The sequence below is a fragment of the Telmatospirillum sp. J64-1 genome (genome assembly GCF_006980715.1).
Taxonomy (GTDB): Bacteria; Pseudomonadota; Alphaproteobacteria; order Rhodospirillales; family Magnetospirillaceae; genus Oleiliquidispirillum; species Oleiliquidispirillum nitrogeniifigens.
Genome location: NZ_SBHN01000005.1, coordinates 161977 through 176525, shown reverse-complemented (window position 1 = coordinate 176525; position 14549 = coordinate 161977). Strand labels below are relative to the sequence as shown.

Sequence of the window (14549 nt, the reverse complement as noted above, 5' to 3'; positions counted from 1 at the left end):
GGAATGGGACGTAAGACCAAGGCGGAAGCTGCGGAAACGCGGGAAAGGATTCTGGAGGCCGCAGAACGTATTTTCTTCGAGAATGGCGTGATGCGCACCACCCTGGAACAGATCGCCAAGGAAGCCGGGGTGACGCGCGGTGCGATCTATTGGCATTTCAGCAACAAGCTGGAACTGTTCCAGGAATTGCATGAGCGGGTCCGGCTGCCGCAGGAGGAAATGTTCCAACGCGCCATCGCCGACCGTCATCCCGATCCTCTGCAATTGATGGAAGAGACGGTCTATTCCTGCCTGGACTTGCTGAGCAAGGACGAGCAGCGCCAGCGCATCTACACGATCCTGACCTGCCGCTGCGAATATGTCGGAGAGATGCTTTATGCCTTGGAGCGTCAGCGCGATGTGGACGAAGAGCTGCTGACCGACGTGAAGCAGGCCTTCCATCTGGCCCAGGAGCAGGGAATGTTGAGCCCGGCCTGGACGCCCGAAACGGCCAGCCGGGTATTTGTGTCCTTCATGTCCGGCCTGTTCTCGGACTGGCTGCGCTATGGGATGAATTTCGAGATCGTCCAGACGGGGCGTGCCTGCCTTGCAGATCTGTTCCGCTCTTTTCGCAGGGCTCCCGAGGCTGGAGACTCTTCACAAAGTCCCGTCCGGGATTAAATCGTCACCCTTCAAGGCACGGCGACAGATCGTGTGCCAGTCGAAGGAGTTATCATGGCCGAGAAGAAGACTGACCTGTTCGACCCGGTGAAACTGGGCCCCTTCACCTTGCGCAACCGCATTGCCATGGCTCCGCTGACGCGCAGCCGTGCCGGGAGCGATGGCGTGGTCACCGCGATGACGGCCGAATATTACGCCCAGCGCGCCTCGGCGGGGCTGATCATCAGTGAAGCCACCAATATTACCCAGCAAGGCCGCGGCTATGCCTACACGCCGGGTATCTACAGCGAGGAGCAGGTGGCGGCATGGCGGCAGGTGACCGATGCGGTCCATGCCAAGGGCGGCCTGATCTTCTGCCAGCTTTGGCATGTCGGGCGCATCTCCCATCCGTCGCTTCAGCCCGATGGCGCGCTGCCGGTGGCGCCCTCCGCCATCAAGCCCGAGGGCCAGGCCTTCACCGAGCAGGGCTTCCAGCCCCATGTGACGCCGCGCGCGCTGGAACTGGATGAAATTCCCGGCCTGATCCAGGATTACCGCCACGCCACCGAATGCGCCAAGCGCGCCGGGTTCGACGGCGTCGAGATTCACGCCGCCAACGGCTATCTGCTGGATCAGTTCCTGCGCGACAAGACCAACAAGCGCACCGACCGTTATGGCGGGTCCATCGAGAACCGCGTCCGGCTGATGCTCGAAGTCACCGAAGCCGTGATCGCCACCTGGAGCGCCGACCGCGTCGGCATCCGCCTTTCGCCGATCAGCCCGGCCAACGACATCGCCGACAGCAATCCCGAAGCCGTCTTCAGCTATGCGGTGGAGCAACTGAACCGCTTCGGCCTGTCCTATCTGCATGTGGTCGAGGGCGCGACCGGCGGTCCGCGCGAGGTCGAGAACGGCTTCGACCTGCAGAAACTGCGCAAGATCTTCAAGGGCCCGTATATGGCCAATAACGGCTACGACCTGACGCTGGCCGAGAAGGCACGGGCCGCCAACGAAGCCGATCTGATCGCCTTCGGCCGTCCCTTCATCGCCAATCCCGATCTGGTCGAGCGCCTGCAATCAGGGGCGCCCCTCAACGAGCCCGATCCCAAGACCTTCTATGGCGGCGGGGCGGAAGGATATATCGACTATCCCACCCTGGATCGCCAGGTGGCGGAATAAGGAAAAGAGGGCCGGAACAGCAATGTTCCGGCCCTTTCTTTTTCAGCGTCGGCTCAGGCGGATCGCCCGCATCAGCATGACCGTGCCCAGCAGGGGGAAGACCGCGATGGCGCCGAAGGTGGCGGAATAACTGCCCAGTAGTCCGAAGAGCAGGGCGAAGAGGGAAGGACCGACGACGACTCCGGCGAAGGTGAAGACCAGCGCGCCGCCGGTGGCGTTGCCGATATCGCCGCGCGGGCTGATGCGTGCGACCTCGGCCATGAAGACGCCGTTCCAGCCGATGGACGACATCCCGAAGGCGGCCAGCAGGGCGATCACGGCGATGGCCGGCCAGGAGGGGGCGATGGCCGTCGTCGCCAGCGAGGCGATGACGGACAAAAGGCCGATCCCGGCCAGCACCTTCAATCCCTCGCCCAGGCGGTCGGCCAGCAGGCCCCAGAAGATACGCGCCCCGGCCCCGCAGGCCTGGACGATGGCGGCGACGCCGCCGGCCATCACCAGCGACCAGCCCAGATCCTTGACCAGCAGGGTGACGGTGAAGGTCACCAGCGACAATTGCACCGCAGAGAAGCAGAAGCCCAGGACCGCCAGCGCCCGCAACCCGGGTTCGCGCCAGACGAGGCGCGGGCCTTGCAGCAGATTGGCGCGCAGGGGCGTCTCGGGCTGGCGGTCGTCGTCCCAGGACGGGCGCAGGGGAAGCAGAGAGACGGCCATCAGGCCATAGACCACTGCCAGGGCCAGCAGCGCGCCCTGCCATCCCAGCATTTCGGTCATCGTCGGCAGCAGCAACCCGGCCAGGATGCCGCCGATGGGCACGCCGGTCTGCTTCAGCGAGAAGACCAGGTTGCGCCGGTTCGGCGGGGTCATGCGGTGCAGCAGATGCGAGGCGGCGGGATTGGTCAGGCCGTAGCCGGCTCCGATGAGCACCGACGCCACCGCTGTCAGGACCAGACTGCCCGAGGCGACGCCAAGGCCGCCCAGCATTCCCAGAAGCAGCGCCGCCTGGCTGGTGGCGCAGGCGCCCCAGCGGCGCACGACCGTACCGGCAAAAGCCGAGACGAGGGCGGCGGCACCATAGATCAGGCTGACCTGGTATCCCACGGTCTCGGCACCGATCCCCAGGCTGGCGGCCACGTAAGGGGCGATCGTGGCCAGGGCCAGCACGATCAGCGTGGCCAGAACCTGTACCCCGGTGACGACGCCCAGGACCACCGGCAGTCCGCCGCGAGGCGTGACTTCATCTTGCCGGGTCTCAGCAGACGATGCCGAGGAAATTGGGACAGGTGGTTTCATTTTAACTCGGCAATCCGATCTTAACAGGCGAGTATACGCGGGAGAGGTGGGTGCCGGGGCAGGCTTGGTAGGGGGTCGCGCTTCCGCACATGCCTTCTTGCTCTTTGTGATTCAAGCCTAATTGCGCCAAGAGCGGGTTTGTGCGAGGGTCTTTGCCCTGTCGGGAGAGAGATCCAGGCAGTAACGCCCTGTTGAAGTGGCGGTCCAGGAACAAGGGATGAAATGAGCCGAAGAGTCCACGATTTTGTAGCTCAAGGCTACAATTCCACAAGCGGCATCATTGCCGACAAGAACCGGGTCATCCTTGAAGCCCTGCAGCAACGCATAGAAGGGCGGACGGAGACCCTGCGTGTCGTCGATCTTGGGGTCGGCGACGGCGCGCTGTTGAAAATGCTCGAAGACGGCCTGTCGCTGCCGTTGGAGATGACGGGGGTCGATGTTTCGCCCGCCATGCTCGGCGTGGCGCGAACACGGGTCAAGAATCTCCGCACCGTCCATGCTTCGGCCACCGAGGCGGCCTCGCACCTGCCGCATGGCTCCTTCGATCTGGTGCTGGCCCATTTCATCCTGGCCTATGTCAAGCGGCGGGAGCTTCTGAAACAGGCGAGGGCCTTGCTGGCGCCGGGTGGGGTGATGTCGTTGGTCACCTCGACCAACCATTCCGCCGCCGGCCTGCATGAACAGCTCGACCGCCTGTTCCGCCACAGCCCCAATCCGCTGCGCCGCTTCATCGCCAAGGCCATCGACAACGGCTTCGCCAAATCCGACGTGCCGGACAGCTTCGAGGACCTGCTGCCCGATTTCGAGGCCGCCGGACTGGATGTCATCAATCGCCAGACCCTGCGCTTCCCCTTGCATGTGGAAGGTCCCGCCGACGCCTATCGCCTCTGTATCGAGGAAGGCTGGGCGGCCAATATCCTGAGCGCGCCCATGGTGCCGGTCCATATCATGACCTCCGCCGCGCGCATGGGGCTGGAGATGTTCGAATATCCCTATATCTGCGTGCAGGTGGTCGAGGTCGTGGATCTGGTGGCGAAGCCCTAGACTCCGATCTGATCCCATTCGCGGCGGAACCAAGGCCTCCCTGGTTTGTTTCAAGGGCTGAAAAGCGATTGAAACGGGCCGGAGGGGCTGTGATGGGTAATCGTCCGGACGACAAGGTGGCGGTGGTGACCGGCGCCTCCAGCGGGATCGGCCGCGCCACTGCCAGGACCTTCGCCGAACAGGGCACTACCGTCATCCTGGCGGCTCGCCGCCGGGATGGGCTGGAGGAAGTCGCGGCGGAATGTCGTTCAGCCGGCGGCCGGGCCATGGTGGTGCCCACCGATGTCTGCGACGAACGCCAGATGCACAATCTGGCCCGCCGCACCGTCGAGGCGTGCGGGCGGATCGACGTCTGGGTCAACAACGCCGCCGTTTCCCTGTTCGGCCGCGTCGAGGAAGCGCCCAGCGAGGCCTGGGAACAGGTCGTCCGCACCAATCTCTTCGGCTATTACTACGGCGCCCGTGCCGTCATCCCCACTTTCCGCGAGCAGGGCCGGGGCACGCTGATCAACGTATCCTCGGTGGTCGGCTATGTCGCTCAGCCCTATACCAGCGCCTATTCCGCCAGCAAGTTCGCGATCCGCGGCCTTTCGGAAAGCCTGCGCCAGGAATTGATGGATGCGCCGGGCATCCGGGTCTGCACCGTGCTGCCCGCCACCATCGACACGCCGCTGTTCCAGCATGCCGCCAATTATACCGGCCGGGCCGTCAAGGCCATGAACCCGGTCTATCCGGCCCAGATGGTCGCCGATGCCATCGTCTCGGTGGCGCGCAAGCCCAAGCGCGAGGTCTTCGTCGGCTCCGTGGGGCGGATGCTGGCCTTGCAGCACGGCATGGCGCCGGGCATGACCGAGAAGATGATGGGCAAGATGGTCGAGCAGGATCACCTGGCCGACCAGCCCTCGTCCCGCACCGCTGGCAACCTTTCCGAACCCATGCAGCGCTGGAACGGCGTATCGGGCGGCTGGATCGCGCAGCAGAGCAAGGCGGGCGGCGGTTCCGGGGCCAAGACCGTCGCCGCCCTGCTGCTGGCGGTCGGAGTGCCGCTCGGCCTGTATGCCCTGACCCGGCAGAACCGGCATGTGTCGCAATCGGCGCACAGGCAGCGTTAGCGAGAAATTCAACCTTTGTCGTGACCATGGCAGGAGCAGCCTTGATGAGGAAGCCACCGCCGAACCATGTCGCCAATTTCGATTCCGCCGCGGCCTTCTTGCGGTCCACTGCGCATTTCCTGCAGGGGAAGGACTTTCCGGCCCTGGGGCTGTGGCCGGGATTGAAGGCCTTTACGCCGCTGGTCAACATGATGCCGCTCACCCCGCGCCAGATCTTTTACACCGTCGGCGGCTGGGGGGAGTCCCTGTTGCAGCGGAATATCGACAAGCTGCAAAGCGAGGATTTGGCACGCTGGGCGGTCTCGATGTATCCGCGCAAGCCGGTTCCCGCCGTCTTCATCGGCTCGTCCAATGGGGCTCTGACCCATCTTTGCGCCGCCCTGCGAGCCCCCTGGCTGCCGCAGACGCTCTTCGTGCCGGTCAGCCAGATCGGTGGCCATCCCGATGATTTCCAGCGCGGGCTGGACCTGGGTATCGAGGCCGGACGGCGCCTGCTCGAAAACAATCCCGATCTGCAGCTCCATCACATGCACGATCCCAACCAGGACCGGCTGATGCTGAGCATGATGACCTATTTCCGGGTCAAGCGGCGGAAACTGGGCGCGGCCTACGAGGATTATCTGCGTTCCGTCCTGCCGCCGGGCGGGACGATCGTGCTGGTGGAATGCGGCCAGCGCTGGCCGGTGATCCAGCTCGGGGAGCGGCATTACTTCCAGCCGGGGGCCGTGGGCGGCGCCTCGCCCGAGGAGTTTCTCCGGGGCGGCGAGCGGGTGGAGGACTTCCTGGCGCGCTACAACTCGCCCTACGAGACCTGGACCTCACCCGAACCGACCGGCGAGGCCCCTGAGGCGGAATGGGGCTTCGAGGAATCCCTGCGCGAGGATGTGGAACGTTTCGCCAGGCGCCACGGCTATCGCATCCTGCGGGTCAGCTATCCCGAGGCCGAGGATTTCAGTCCTTTCGTCGCCGACCTCTATGCCTGGTGGTATCGCCAGCGCAACATTCAGTCAAGTCGGCTGGTGGTGGAATCCTTCGTGCTGCACGAGCCCTGGTGGGTTCTGCGCACCGGGGCGGTTCCCTATTGGTGCGTCTTCAACACCGAGACATCGGTCCGGGCGCTGGATGGATTCCTGGATGAACGGAACTTCGACCACATCCACATGATGCTGTTCTCGAACGGCATCGAGGCGGTGGGGCAGGTGCCGATCGAGCGCTGGCGCGAAACCTTGGACCGCGCCCGCCGCGAGGGCAGTTTCCTGGGCGTGGACACCAGGGAATATCCCGCCGATTTCGCCAGTTTCTCGCGCTATCACCTGGCGATGAAGGATTTGCCGCCGCGTTATCCCATGCCGGGGCCGCTGACCCTGGAGCAACTGGCGGACTTCGTCGCGCAGTCGGAAGGACGCTACAAGACGCAATGGCACGGCCTGGTCGAGACCTATGGCGGTGCCCGGCAGCGGTCCTACCGGCTGGCGGCGGGTTGATAGGGGATGACGGCCCGCGCCCGCGGTGTCCGCGGCGCCGGCAGCATCGAGCGCGCGGCGAGGTTTTCCGCCATGACGCGGCAGAATTCCGCCACCTGGGCGGCCTCCACGTCGCCATGGTCCAGGGCGGTGGCCAGCATTTCCTCGGCCGCAGACTTCAAGCGGTCGGCCGAGAAGACGAAGCTCTTCAACTCAATGGCGTCTAGCATAAAGTCCTCCTTCCATTTCAAGGAGATGATACCAAGGGTTGCCAATTCCGTCTTGTGTCCAAATGGGGGCGAATTCGAGGCATTGGAAATATAAAAAGTGGTATATCCTTCTATTCCGTAAATAACACGGGGACAATTTTGGGCATTGCCGCTGTGTCCCCCGACACTGTTCCGGCCCTTCTGCCTCGACTTCCCTGGCGTGAGCGTGTTCCCGGTTTTGTAAGGGTGCAAAGAATGTCGGGTGGCAGGTATTGCCCCGTGACTTTCCTTTTTTGCAGCTCTTCTAAAAATCGGTGCCGTGAGAATTGGTGAATCCCTTTTTCTTTCTACGTCAGGAAAGGGAGTGGAGGCGGAACTTCTATTCCGGGTAGAGGATCGAGACTGCTGATTGAGGACGCCTCCCTTGGCTTCATGGCCGGGTGCGGACGGAACGCCCTGAAGGACAGTGCTTCGGGACCCTGGACCATCCCTCGGGGCTCGTTTCCGTGGAGAGTCGGGGCGGAACAAAGGGATTGAGGCATGCGTTCGTCTGGTGAGGCAAGCCTAAGCCAAGTGGAGCAGCAATGACGGCACCCGAAGAAAAGCGGCGCGCCTGGGGCGCCGAGAACCAAAGTCGGCAACGGGGAGGACGGCCTCGTAACGAAGCGGCGGAGGCGGCAAGACGTTTGCCCGCCGATGCCATGGTGATCGTGCCGCTGCGCGATATCGTGCTGTTCCCCGGCATCGTCGCCCCCATCACCGTCGGCCGCCGGCGTTCGGTCGCGGCGGCGGAAGCGGCGGCCGGGGGCGAGCGCTGCATCGGCGCGGTCTGCCAGCGCCAGCCCGAGACTGACGATCCCACCGGCAGGGACGACCTGTTCCAGGTCGGCACCATCGCCGAGGTCCTGCGCACGGCCGCGGGCGAGGACGGCATCTGGCATGTCGTCTGCCAGGGCGAGGCGCGGTTCCGCGTCATCGAGTGGCTGGAGGGTTATCCCTTCATGGCTGCCCGCATCCAGCGCATCGACGAGCCCGAGAGCAATCAGCCCGAGATCGAGGCGCGGCTGCGCCATCTCAAGGAGCAGGCCCTGGAAGCCCTGGAGCTGCTGCCCGACGTGCCCCAGGAACTGGTGACGGCGGTGCAGAACATCGAATCCGCCTCGCTGCTGGCCGACATGGCCGCCAGCTATCTGGACCTCAAGGCGACGGAAAAGCAGGAAGTGCTGGAATGTTTCGACATTCGCCAGCGCCTGGACAAGGTGTCCAGCCTGCTCGGCCATCGCATCGAGGTGCTGCGCATCTCGCGCGAGATCGGCCAGGATGCGCGCAAGGCCATGGAACAGCGCCAGCGCGAATTCATCCTGCGCGAGCAATTGCAGGCGATCCAGCGCAAGCTGGGGGAAGAGGACGGCCGCGCCGCCGAGATCGACGAACTGTCCCAGGCCATCGCCAAGGCTGGCATGCCCGAGGAGGTCGAGGTCCAGGCGCGCAAGGAATTGCGCCGCCTCGAACAGATGCCCGAGACTTCGGCCGAGCATTCCATGATCCGCACCTATCTGGACTGGATGATCTCGCTGCCCTGGTCCAAGCTGAGCGACAGCCAGATCGACATCCCGGAAGCCCGGCGCATCCTCGAGGAAGAGCATTACGGCCTGGACAAGATCAAGCGCCGCATCCTCGAATTCCTGGCCGTGCGCAAGCTCAATCCCGAGGGCAAGAGCCCCATCCTGTGCTTCGTCGGCCCGCCCGGCGTGGGCAAGACCTCGCTGGGGCAGAGCATCGCGCGGGCGACGGGGCGGGAATTCGTGCGCGTGGCCCTGGGCGGCGTGCATGACGAGGCGGAGATCCGTGGCCACCGGCGCACCTATGTTGGTGCCATGCCGGGCAACATCATCCAGGCGCTGCGCAAGGCGGGCACGCGCAATTGCGTGCTGATGCTCGACGAGATCGACAAATTGGGGGCGGGCGGCTTCCACGGCGATCCGTCCGCCGCTTTCCTGGAAGTGCTGGACCCCGAGCAGAACCACACCTTCCGCGACAACTACCTGGGCGTGCCCTTCGACCTCAGCAAGGTGATGTTCATCTGTACGGCCAATGTGCTGGAAGGCATTCCCGGTCCCTTGCGCGACCGCGTCGAGATCATCTCTCTGGTCAGTTATACCGAGAAGGAAAAGCTGGAAATCGCCAAGCGCTACCTGCTGGCCCGGCAGATGAAGAATAACGGCCTGACGCCCGAGCAGGTGGAGGTGACGGACGAGGCCCTGCGCGCCCTGATCCGTTATTACACCCGTGAGGCCGGGGTGCGCGGGCTGGAGCGCAATATCGGGGCGGTGCTGCGCCGCATCGCCATGCAGGTGGCCGAGGGCCGCACCGATAAGGCGGTGATCCGCGAGGAAGACCTGCACGATATCGTCGGACCGCGCAAATTCGAGAACGAGATGGCCATGCGGACCTCGGTGCCCGGCGTGGTGACGGGGCTGGCCTGGACGCCGGTCGGCGGCGATATCCTGTTCATCGAGGCCACCCGCATGCCCGGTTCCGGCAAGCTGATCCTGACCGGCCAATTGGGCGACGTGATGCGCGAAAGCGCGCAGGCGGCCCTCAGCCTGGTCAAGTCGCGGGCGAAAAGCCTGGGGCTGGAGAGCGAGGCGTTCGACAAGAGCGACATCCATATCCACTGCCCGGCGGGCGCGATCCCCAAGGACGGCCCCTCGGCCGGTGTCGCCATGTTCACCGCCCTGGTCTCGGCCTTCACAGGGCGCTGCCTGCGCAGCGACACGGCGATGACCGGCGAGATCAGCCTGCGCGGCCTCGTCCTGCCGGTGGGCGGCATCAAGGAAAAATCGGTGGCCGCCGCCACCGCCGGGATCACCCGCGTCCTGATGCCCAAGCGCAACGAGAAGGATTGGGAGGACATCCCCGAGGATGCCCGCGACCGGCTCGATTTCGTCTGGGTGGAATCGGTGGACGAATTACTGACGCAGGCTTTCGACGCGCCGGTGGACCGGCTGCACAATTAGCTGTCGGCCGATTCCGGAGAGAGGGCGGTTTCCCATCAGGGGAGCCGCTCTTCTGCGATGACACTCCGCCGCAGGATGGAAGGAGGCCATGAAGTCCCCCCAGGACATGCGATACGACCATTTCCGGCAGCTTTATTTCGAGGAAAGATCGCGCCGGGAATCCATCCGCAGCAGTATTTCCACGCCGGTCGCCGCCATTTCCTTCGCCGTTTTCGCCCTGGGCAATCTCGCCCGCGATTTCGACTTCGCCCGCTGGAACGAGCCGGTGGCGCTGGGGATCATCTTCCTTGCCGTCGCTGCCACTCTTTCCCTGCTGGGGGCCGTCTATCAGGCGGTCATGGTCGAGTGGCTGTTCCTGCATCACGAGACGCCGCCGCTCGATGAATTGCTGAGGGCCGAGGCGCTGCTCCGGGAGAGAACCGGGGACGAGCGGCTTTCCGAGCAGATGGCCGACCTGATGATCGCCAGCTATTCCATCGCCTATGAACAGCATCTCGGCGGCAATACCCTGAGCGCGCGAAGCCGCACGCGCGCCTTGCGCTTCGTGCTGGCGGCCCTGTTTTCGCTTGCCCTGGCCTTCCTGCTGCTGCCGATCCACTTGGCCGGAGGATGACATGCGCTGGCTCGACCGGATACTGACGCGCGGGCGTCATCACCGCGAGCTTTCGGCGATCGCGCGCCGCAGGCTCTTGTTGGCCTGCCGCGAATTGTCGGATCAGGAACGGACGGTGCGCGAAGAAATGGGACTGGCGGTGTCCCCGCGTCTGTCCCTGATCGACGAAGAGATGGGGGTGGTCATCAGTCCGCAGATGCGTGAGGAGATCACGCAAGACTGATCATGCCGCCTTCCGGGCGTTGCCCCCGAAAGGCGGTTTCCGAAGGCCCGGGATCAGGCCGCTTCGCCGCCTTGTTCCGCTTGGGGCAGGTCGCGCAGCAGGCTGCGCCACTCGTAATAGGGCGCGATCCAGTAGCGGGCCCGGGGGCCGTAGGCTTCCTTGAAATTGGCGACCGCCGTGCTGGCCATGTCCAGCGACATCGGGGCGCCGTTGCTGGTGCCACCGCCGGGCGTGCGATAGCAGACGGTGTAACCGATCACGGGAACGTCGACCGCATCTCCGAATTGGGCGAGCAGGTTAGGCATCGCGATCTCCATCGGCAAGAGGGAGGTTCAAGGCAGTCAGTCTACCCACAAGGGGGTAAATAAATTCCGAAGAGCGGGTCATGCGGGAACCGGCTCCTTCGGGGCGGCAGGCTCGGCGGCCTGGCGCACTGCTTCCATGCGGCGGGCGGCCTTCACGGCGCGGATCGAACAGCGGCGCAGGCGGTCGATCCGGTGCAGCAGGCGGTCCATGCGCGTGACCGAGATCTCGCCGACGGCGCCGCGATGCAGCAGCAGGGCCTTCAGGGATTGGTAGGCGTCCTCGATTTCCTGTTCCTGACGGCGGCTGGCATCGGGGTCGAGGACGGAGGGTTCCGTCCCCTTGCCCAGGGCGCCGTCCAGGCAGGCGAGGATGCGGGCGCGGTAGTCGCGCAGGGCCGGGGCCAGTGGCGGGAAGTCCTTCTCGCCCAGGAAATCCTCGTCCTCGGCCACGATCTCGGTGGCGATATCGGCGATTTCCTCGACATGCTGGGTCGCTCGCAGCACATGCTCCAGCGCGCCCGCGACGGGGGCGGGCAGGGCGGTGCGCGACAGGGCGTTGGTGAACTCGCCGATATTGTCGGTCAGGATGTCCACCGCCATGCGGCGGGCGCGGATGCGGGCAGGCGGGGCGCGCCTTTCCAGGGCGTCGCGGACGCTCGACGCGGCCATGTCCGCCACCCGGCGCAGTTCCAGCAGCAGGCCGTTCAGGGCCAGGACCGGAACGGGCAGCAGGGTCTTGTCCAGGTGGCGCGGCTTGACCTCGTTCTCCTCGGAGGAGACGAAGCAGGTGGACAGGAAGGCGACCATCCTGCCCGCCAAGGGCCAGATCAGCAGGACGCCCAGGCAGTTGAACAGGGTATGGAACAGCGCCAGGGTCGTCGCCGGGTTCTGTTCCAGCTCCATGACGTCCCGCACCCATTCCACGGCCCCCAGCACCCAGGGCAGGATCAGCAGGGCCACGCTGCCGGTCAGCAGGTTGAAGACGACATGGCTGGCGGCCACGCGCTTGGCATTGGGCGTGGCGCCGATGACGGACAGGACGGCGGTCGAGGTGGTGCCCAGATTGGCGCCGATGACCACGGCGGCGGCCTGTTCAAGGGGGATCAGTCCCCCGGCGGTGGCGGTCAGGGTGATGGCGATGGCGGCGGCGGATGCCTGCATCAGCAGCGTCAGGGTGAAGCCGATGACGACGAATAGCACGTCCGACAGCCAGCCATGGCCGGCAAAGGCGCCGAGGTCGAGATCGGTCCCCAGCGACTGGAAGCCGCTGCCCAGGACGTCGATGCCCAGGAACAGGATGCCGAAGCCGGCGACGGCCTGCCCCAGGGCGCCGCGCCGCGTGCCCGCCCCGGTCAGGCGCAGGATCATGCCGATGCCGATGGCGGGCAGGGCGAAGGCGTCGATCTTGATCTTGAAGCCGATCAGCGCCACCAGCCAGCCCGTGAAGGTGGTGCCGACATTGCTGCCGAAGACCACCCAGATGGATTGCGACAGGCTGAGCAGCCCGGCATTGACGAAGCCGATGGCGGCGACCGTGACGGCGCTTGAGGATTGCACGGCGGCGGTGAGGACGGCCCCGGCGACGAGGCCGCGGGCAGGGCTGCGCGTCCAACTGGCGAGGACGTCGCGCAGCTTGTCCCCGGCGGCCAGCTTCAGCCCTTCGGTCATCAGCCACATGCCCAGCAGGAACAGACCGACACCGCCCAGGATTGCCGTCGCCATCGCCGCCATGGACATGGATGTGGCCTATTCCACGAGGGCGCGTTTCAAGCGGCGGAGCAACAGGTCGCGCTGGCGGTCGTCGGCGGTGTCCTGCAGCCGCTGCTGCAGGTCCAGCAGGAAGGCGGCGTAATCGTTGTGCCAGTCCAGCGGCTGCACCACCGCCTTGCCGCGGACCGCCTGGCGGTGATGGCGCAGGCGGCCTTGCAGGGTCAGGTCGATGCGCTCGCCCAATTCCGGCGTCACGATCAGTTCCGGGTCGAGCCCCATCTCGATAATGCCCTGGCGCAGGCTTTCCATCGAATGCGGTTCGCCATGGCACAGGAAGAGGGCCCGGCGCACCGGCAGGCGGGCCTTCAGCCAGGCCAGCAATTCGCCCCGGTCGGCATGGCCGGAATAGGCTTCGATCTTGCGGATGCGGGCGGCGACGGTGATTTCCTGGCCCATCATGCGCACCTGCTTGACGCCGCTTTCCAGCAAGGCGCCCAGCGTGCCCGGCGCCTGATAGCCGACCAGCAGCACCGTGGCTTCGGGCCGCCACAGATTGTTCTGCAGATGGAAGCGGATGCGTCCGGCATCGCACATGCCGCTGGCCGAGAGGATGATGGAGCCGCTGACATGGTTCAGGCGCTTGCTGTGCTCGACATCCTCGATGAAATGAACGTTGGGGCGGCGGAAGGGCTCGGGCTGGTCCCCGGCGCCCAGTTCCCGGGCATGCTTGGTGAAGACTTCGGTGGCGCGGATGGCGAGCGGCGAGTCCAGGAAGACCTGGGTGACGGGGATCTCCCCGGCATCGAACAGCGCGCCGAGATCGGCCAGCAATTCCTGGGTGCGCTCGACGGCGAAGACCGGAATGATCAGGTTGCCGCGCGCCTTCAGGGCGGCCAGCACCTCCTCGCGCAGGATGGCCCGGCGCTTTTCCACGTCCACCGGCGGCCGCTCGCGGTCGCCATAGGTGCTTTCCATGACCAGGAAGTCCACGCCCGCCGGGCCTTCCGGCGGAGCATGGAAGGCGCTGCCGTCGCGGCCGATATCGCCCGAGAAGAACAGCCGATGCACGGGATGCTGACGGTCGCCCGTCTCGACCTCGATCTCGATGGAAGAGGCGCCGAGGATATGGCCGGCATTCCAGAAGCGGGCGCGCAGGCCGGGCTGCACGGCGATCCATTCATTCTGCGCCACGCCGTCGATGCGGCCCAAAGCCTCCTCGGCATCGGCCTTGGTGTAGATGGGGCTGACGGCGGCCCGTCCGCGCTGGGCATTGCGCCGGTTCAGCCGCTCGACCTCCATTTCCTGGATATAGCCGCTGTCGGGCAGCATGTAGGTCAGCAGATCGCGCGAGCTTTCCGAGGTCAGAACGCGCCCCTTGAATCCCTTGCGGCAGAGCTTGGGGATCAGGCCGGAATGGTCGATATGGGCATGGGTCACCAGCACCGCGTCGATCTCGCCGGGATCGAAGGGGAAAGTGCCGTAATTCAGCTCGCGCAGGGTCTTCGAGCCTTGGAACAGGCCGCAATCCACCAGCACGTTGCCCTTGGGATGGCGGATCAGGGTGCAGGAGCCGGTGACGGTCTGCGCCGCACCATGGAATTCCAGGCTGATCGTCATGCTTGCCTCTCTCCGCTCCTGCCCAAAAGGGATATGTTTTCCTATAAAACACACAAAAGTGGTAGGGGTGCAAGGGGAGCAGGCACGCAGGGGCTGTAACATTTCCAGGAAAAACGGATGAG

At 65.2% G+C, this 14549-nt stretch carries 13 protein-coding genes; 8 read left to right on the top strand and 5 right to left on the bottom strand.

Annotation, left to right across the window (positions count from 1 at the left end; translation table 11 throughout):
• The first annotated feature begins 3 nt into the window (after nt 1-3).
• Entirely contained in the window at nt 4-660 is a 657-nt protein-coding gene (locus tag EPD66_RS06790; protein ID WP_142847721.1) for a TetR family transcriptional regulator, read from the top strand.
• Nucleotides 661-714: 54 nt separating this feature from the next.
• Nucleotides 715-1818, top strand: coding sequence for an alkene reductase (locus EPD66_RS06785; protein WP_142847720.1), 1104 nt, complete (start codon nt 715-717; stop codon nt 1816-1818).
• A gap of 42 nt (nt 1819-1860) precedes the next feature.
• Here the strand turns inward: EPD66_RS06785 and EPD66_RS06780 are convergent, their stop codons facing one another.
• A complete protein-coding gene (locus EPD66_RS06780) occupies nt 1861-3111 on the bottom strand; it encodes an MFS transporter (RefSeq protein ID WP_142847719.1) in 1251 nt (416 codons plus the stop codon).
• Between the two features lie 222 nt (nt 3112-3333).
• Between EPD66_RS06780 and EPD66_RS06775 the strand changes: the two genes are divergently transcribed.
• From EPD66_RS06775 to EPD66_RS06765, 3 genes are all read left to right on the top strand, one after another.
• Nucleotides 3334-4155 carry a trans-aconitate 2-methyltransferase gene (locus EPD66_RS06775; protein ID WP_142847718.1) on the top strand — a complete coding sequence of 274 codons (822 nt, stop codon included), beginning with the start codon at nt 3334-3336 and terminating at the stop codon, nt 4153-4155.
• Between the two features lie 92 nt (nt 4156-4247).
• Nucleotides 4248-5267, top strand: a complete 1020-nt coding sequence (locus EPD66_RS06770; protein WP_142847717.1) for an SDR family oxidoreductase — start codon at nt 4248-4250, stop codon at nt 5265-5267.
• A gap of 44 nt (nt 5268-5311) precedes the next feature.
• On the top strand, nt 5312-6751 hold the full coding sequence (locus EPD66_RS06765; RefSeq protein WP_185961292.1) for a hypothetical protein: 1440 nt from the start codon (nt 5312-5314) through the stop codon (nt 6749-6751).
• On the opposite strand, the gene EPD66_RS06760 is transcribed toward EPD66_RS06765, so the two are convergent.
• Nucleotides 6730-6960, bottom strand: coding sequence for a hypothetical protein (locus EPD66_RS06760; protein ID WP_142847716.1), 231 nt, complete (start codon nt 6958-6960; stop codon nt 6730-6732). The genes EPD66_RS06765 and EPD66_RS06760 overlap by 22 nt on opposite strands.
• Nucleotides 6961-7523: 563 nt before the next feature.
• On the opposite strand from EPD66_RS06760, the gene lon reads away from it, so the two are divergent.
• The 3 genes from lon (at nt 7524) to EPD66_RS06745 (ending at nt 10795) form a co-directional block, all read left to right on the top strand.
• The gene (lon, locus tag EPD66_RS06755; protein ID WP_142847715.1) at nt 7524-9959 is read left to right on the top strand and encodes an endopeptidase La; all 2436 of its coding nucleotides are present in this window, start codon (nt 7524-7526) and stop codon (nt 9957-9959) included.
• 88 nt (nt 9960-10047) lie between these two features.
• Nucleotides 10048-10572, top strand: coding sequence for a hypothetical protein (locus EPD66_RS06750; protein WP_142847714.1), 525 nt, complete (start codon nt 10048-10050; stop codon nt 10570-10572).
• 1 nt (nt 10573) lies between these two features.
• Nucleotides 10574-10795, top strand: a complete 222-nt coding sequence (locus EPD66_RS06745; protein WP_142847713.1) for a hypothetical protein — start codon at nt 10574-10576, stop codon at nt 10793-10795.
• A 53-nt stretch (nt 10796-10848) separates the two neighbouring features.
• On the opposite strand, the gene EPD66_RS06740 is transcribed toward EPD66_RS06745, so the two are convergent.
• The 3 genes from EPD66_RS06740 to EPD66_RS06730 form a co-directional block, all read right to left on the bottom strand.
• Nucleotides 10849-11100 carry a hypothetical protein gene (locus EPD66_RS06740; protein ID WP_142847712.1) on the bottom strand — a complete coding sequence of 84 codons (252 nt, stop codon included), beginning with the start codon at nt 11098-11100 and terminating at the stop codon, nt 10849-10851.
• Between the two features lie 78 nt (nt 11101-11178).
• Nucleotides 11179-12837 (bottom strand): Na/Pi cotransporter family protein, encoded by a 1659-nt coding sequence (locus EPD66_RS06735; RefSeq protein WP_142847711.1) that lies wholly within the window; start codon nt 12835-12837, stop codon nt 11179-11181.
• A 9-nt stretch (nt 12838-12846) separates the two neighbouring features.
• On the bottom strand, nt 12847-14427 hold the full coding sequence (locus EPD66_RS06730) for an MBL fold metallo-hydrolase (RefSeq protein WP_142847710.1): 1581 nt from the start codon (nt 14425-14427) through the stop codon (nt 12847-12849).
• Nucleotides 14428-14549: the final 122 nt, after the last annotated feature.

What these genes read in the sequence shown, in the direction of transcription:
- EPD66_RS06790 (WP_142847721.1), top strand. Translation starts at nt 4, where the DNA reads ATGGGACGTAAGACCAAGGCGGAAGCTGCGGAAACGCGGGAAAGGATT.
- EPD66_RS06785 (WP_142847720.1), top strand. Translation starts at nt 715, where the DNA reads ATGGCCGAGAAGAAGACTGACCTGTTCGACCCGGTGAAACTGGGCCCC.
- EPD66_RS06780 (WP_142847719.1), bottom strand. Translation starts at nt 3,111, where the DNA reads ATGAAACCACCTGTCCCAATTTCCTCGGCATCGTCTGCTGAGACCCGG.
- EPD66_RS06775 (WP_142847718.1), top strand. Translation starts at nt 3,334, where the DNA reads ATGAGCCGAAGAGTCCACGATTTTGTAGCTCAAGGCTACAATTCCACA.
- EPD66_RS06770 (WP_142847717.1), top strand. Translation starts at nt 4,248, where the DNA reads ATGGGTAATCGTCCGGACGACAAGGTGGCGGTGGTGACCGGCGCCTCC.
- EPD66_RS06765 (WP_185961292.1), top strand. Translation starts at nt 5,312, where the DNA reads ATGAGGAAGCCACCGCCGAACCATGTCGCCAATTTCGATTCCGCCGCG.
- EPD66_RS06760 (WP_142847716.1), bottom strand. Translation starts at nt 6,960, where the DNA reads ATGCTAGACGCCATTGAGTTGAAGAGCTTCGTCTTCTCGGCCGACCGC.
- lon (WP_142847715.1), top strand. Translation starts at nt 7,524, where the DNA reads ATGACGGCACCCGAAGAAAAGCGGCGCGCCTGGGGCGCCGAGAACCAA.
- EPD66_RS06750 (WP_142847714.1), top strand. Translation starts at nt 10,048, where the DNA reads ATGAAGTCCCCCCAGGACATGCGATACGACCATTTCCGGCAGCTTTAT.
- EPD66_RS06745 (WP_142847713.1), top strand. Translation starts at nt 10,574, where the DNA reads ATGCGCTGGCTCGACCGGATACTGACGCGCGGGCGTCATCACCGCGAG.
- EPD66_RS06740 (WP_142847712.1), bottom strand. Translation starts at nt 11,100, where the DNA reads ATGCCTAACCTGCTCGCCCAATTCGGAGATGCGGTCGACGTTCCCGTG.
- EPD66_RS06735 (WP_142847711.1), bottom strand. Translation starts at nt 12,837, where the DNA reads ATGTCCATGGCGGCGATGGCGACGGCAATCCTGGGCGGTGTCGGTCTG.
- EPD66_RS06730 (WP_142847710.1), bottom strand. Translation starts at nt 14,427, where the DNA reads ATGACGATCAGCCTGGAATTCCATGGTGCGGCGCAGACCGTCACCGGC.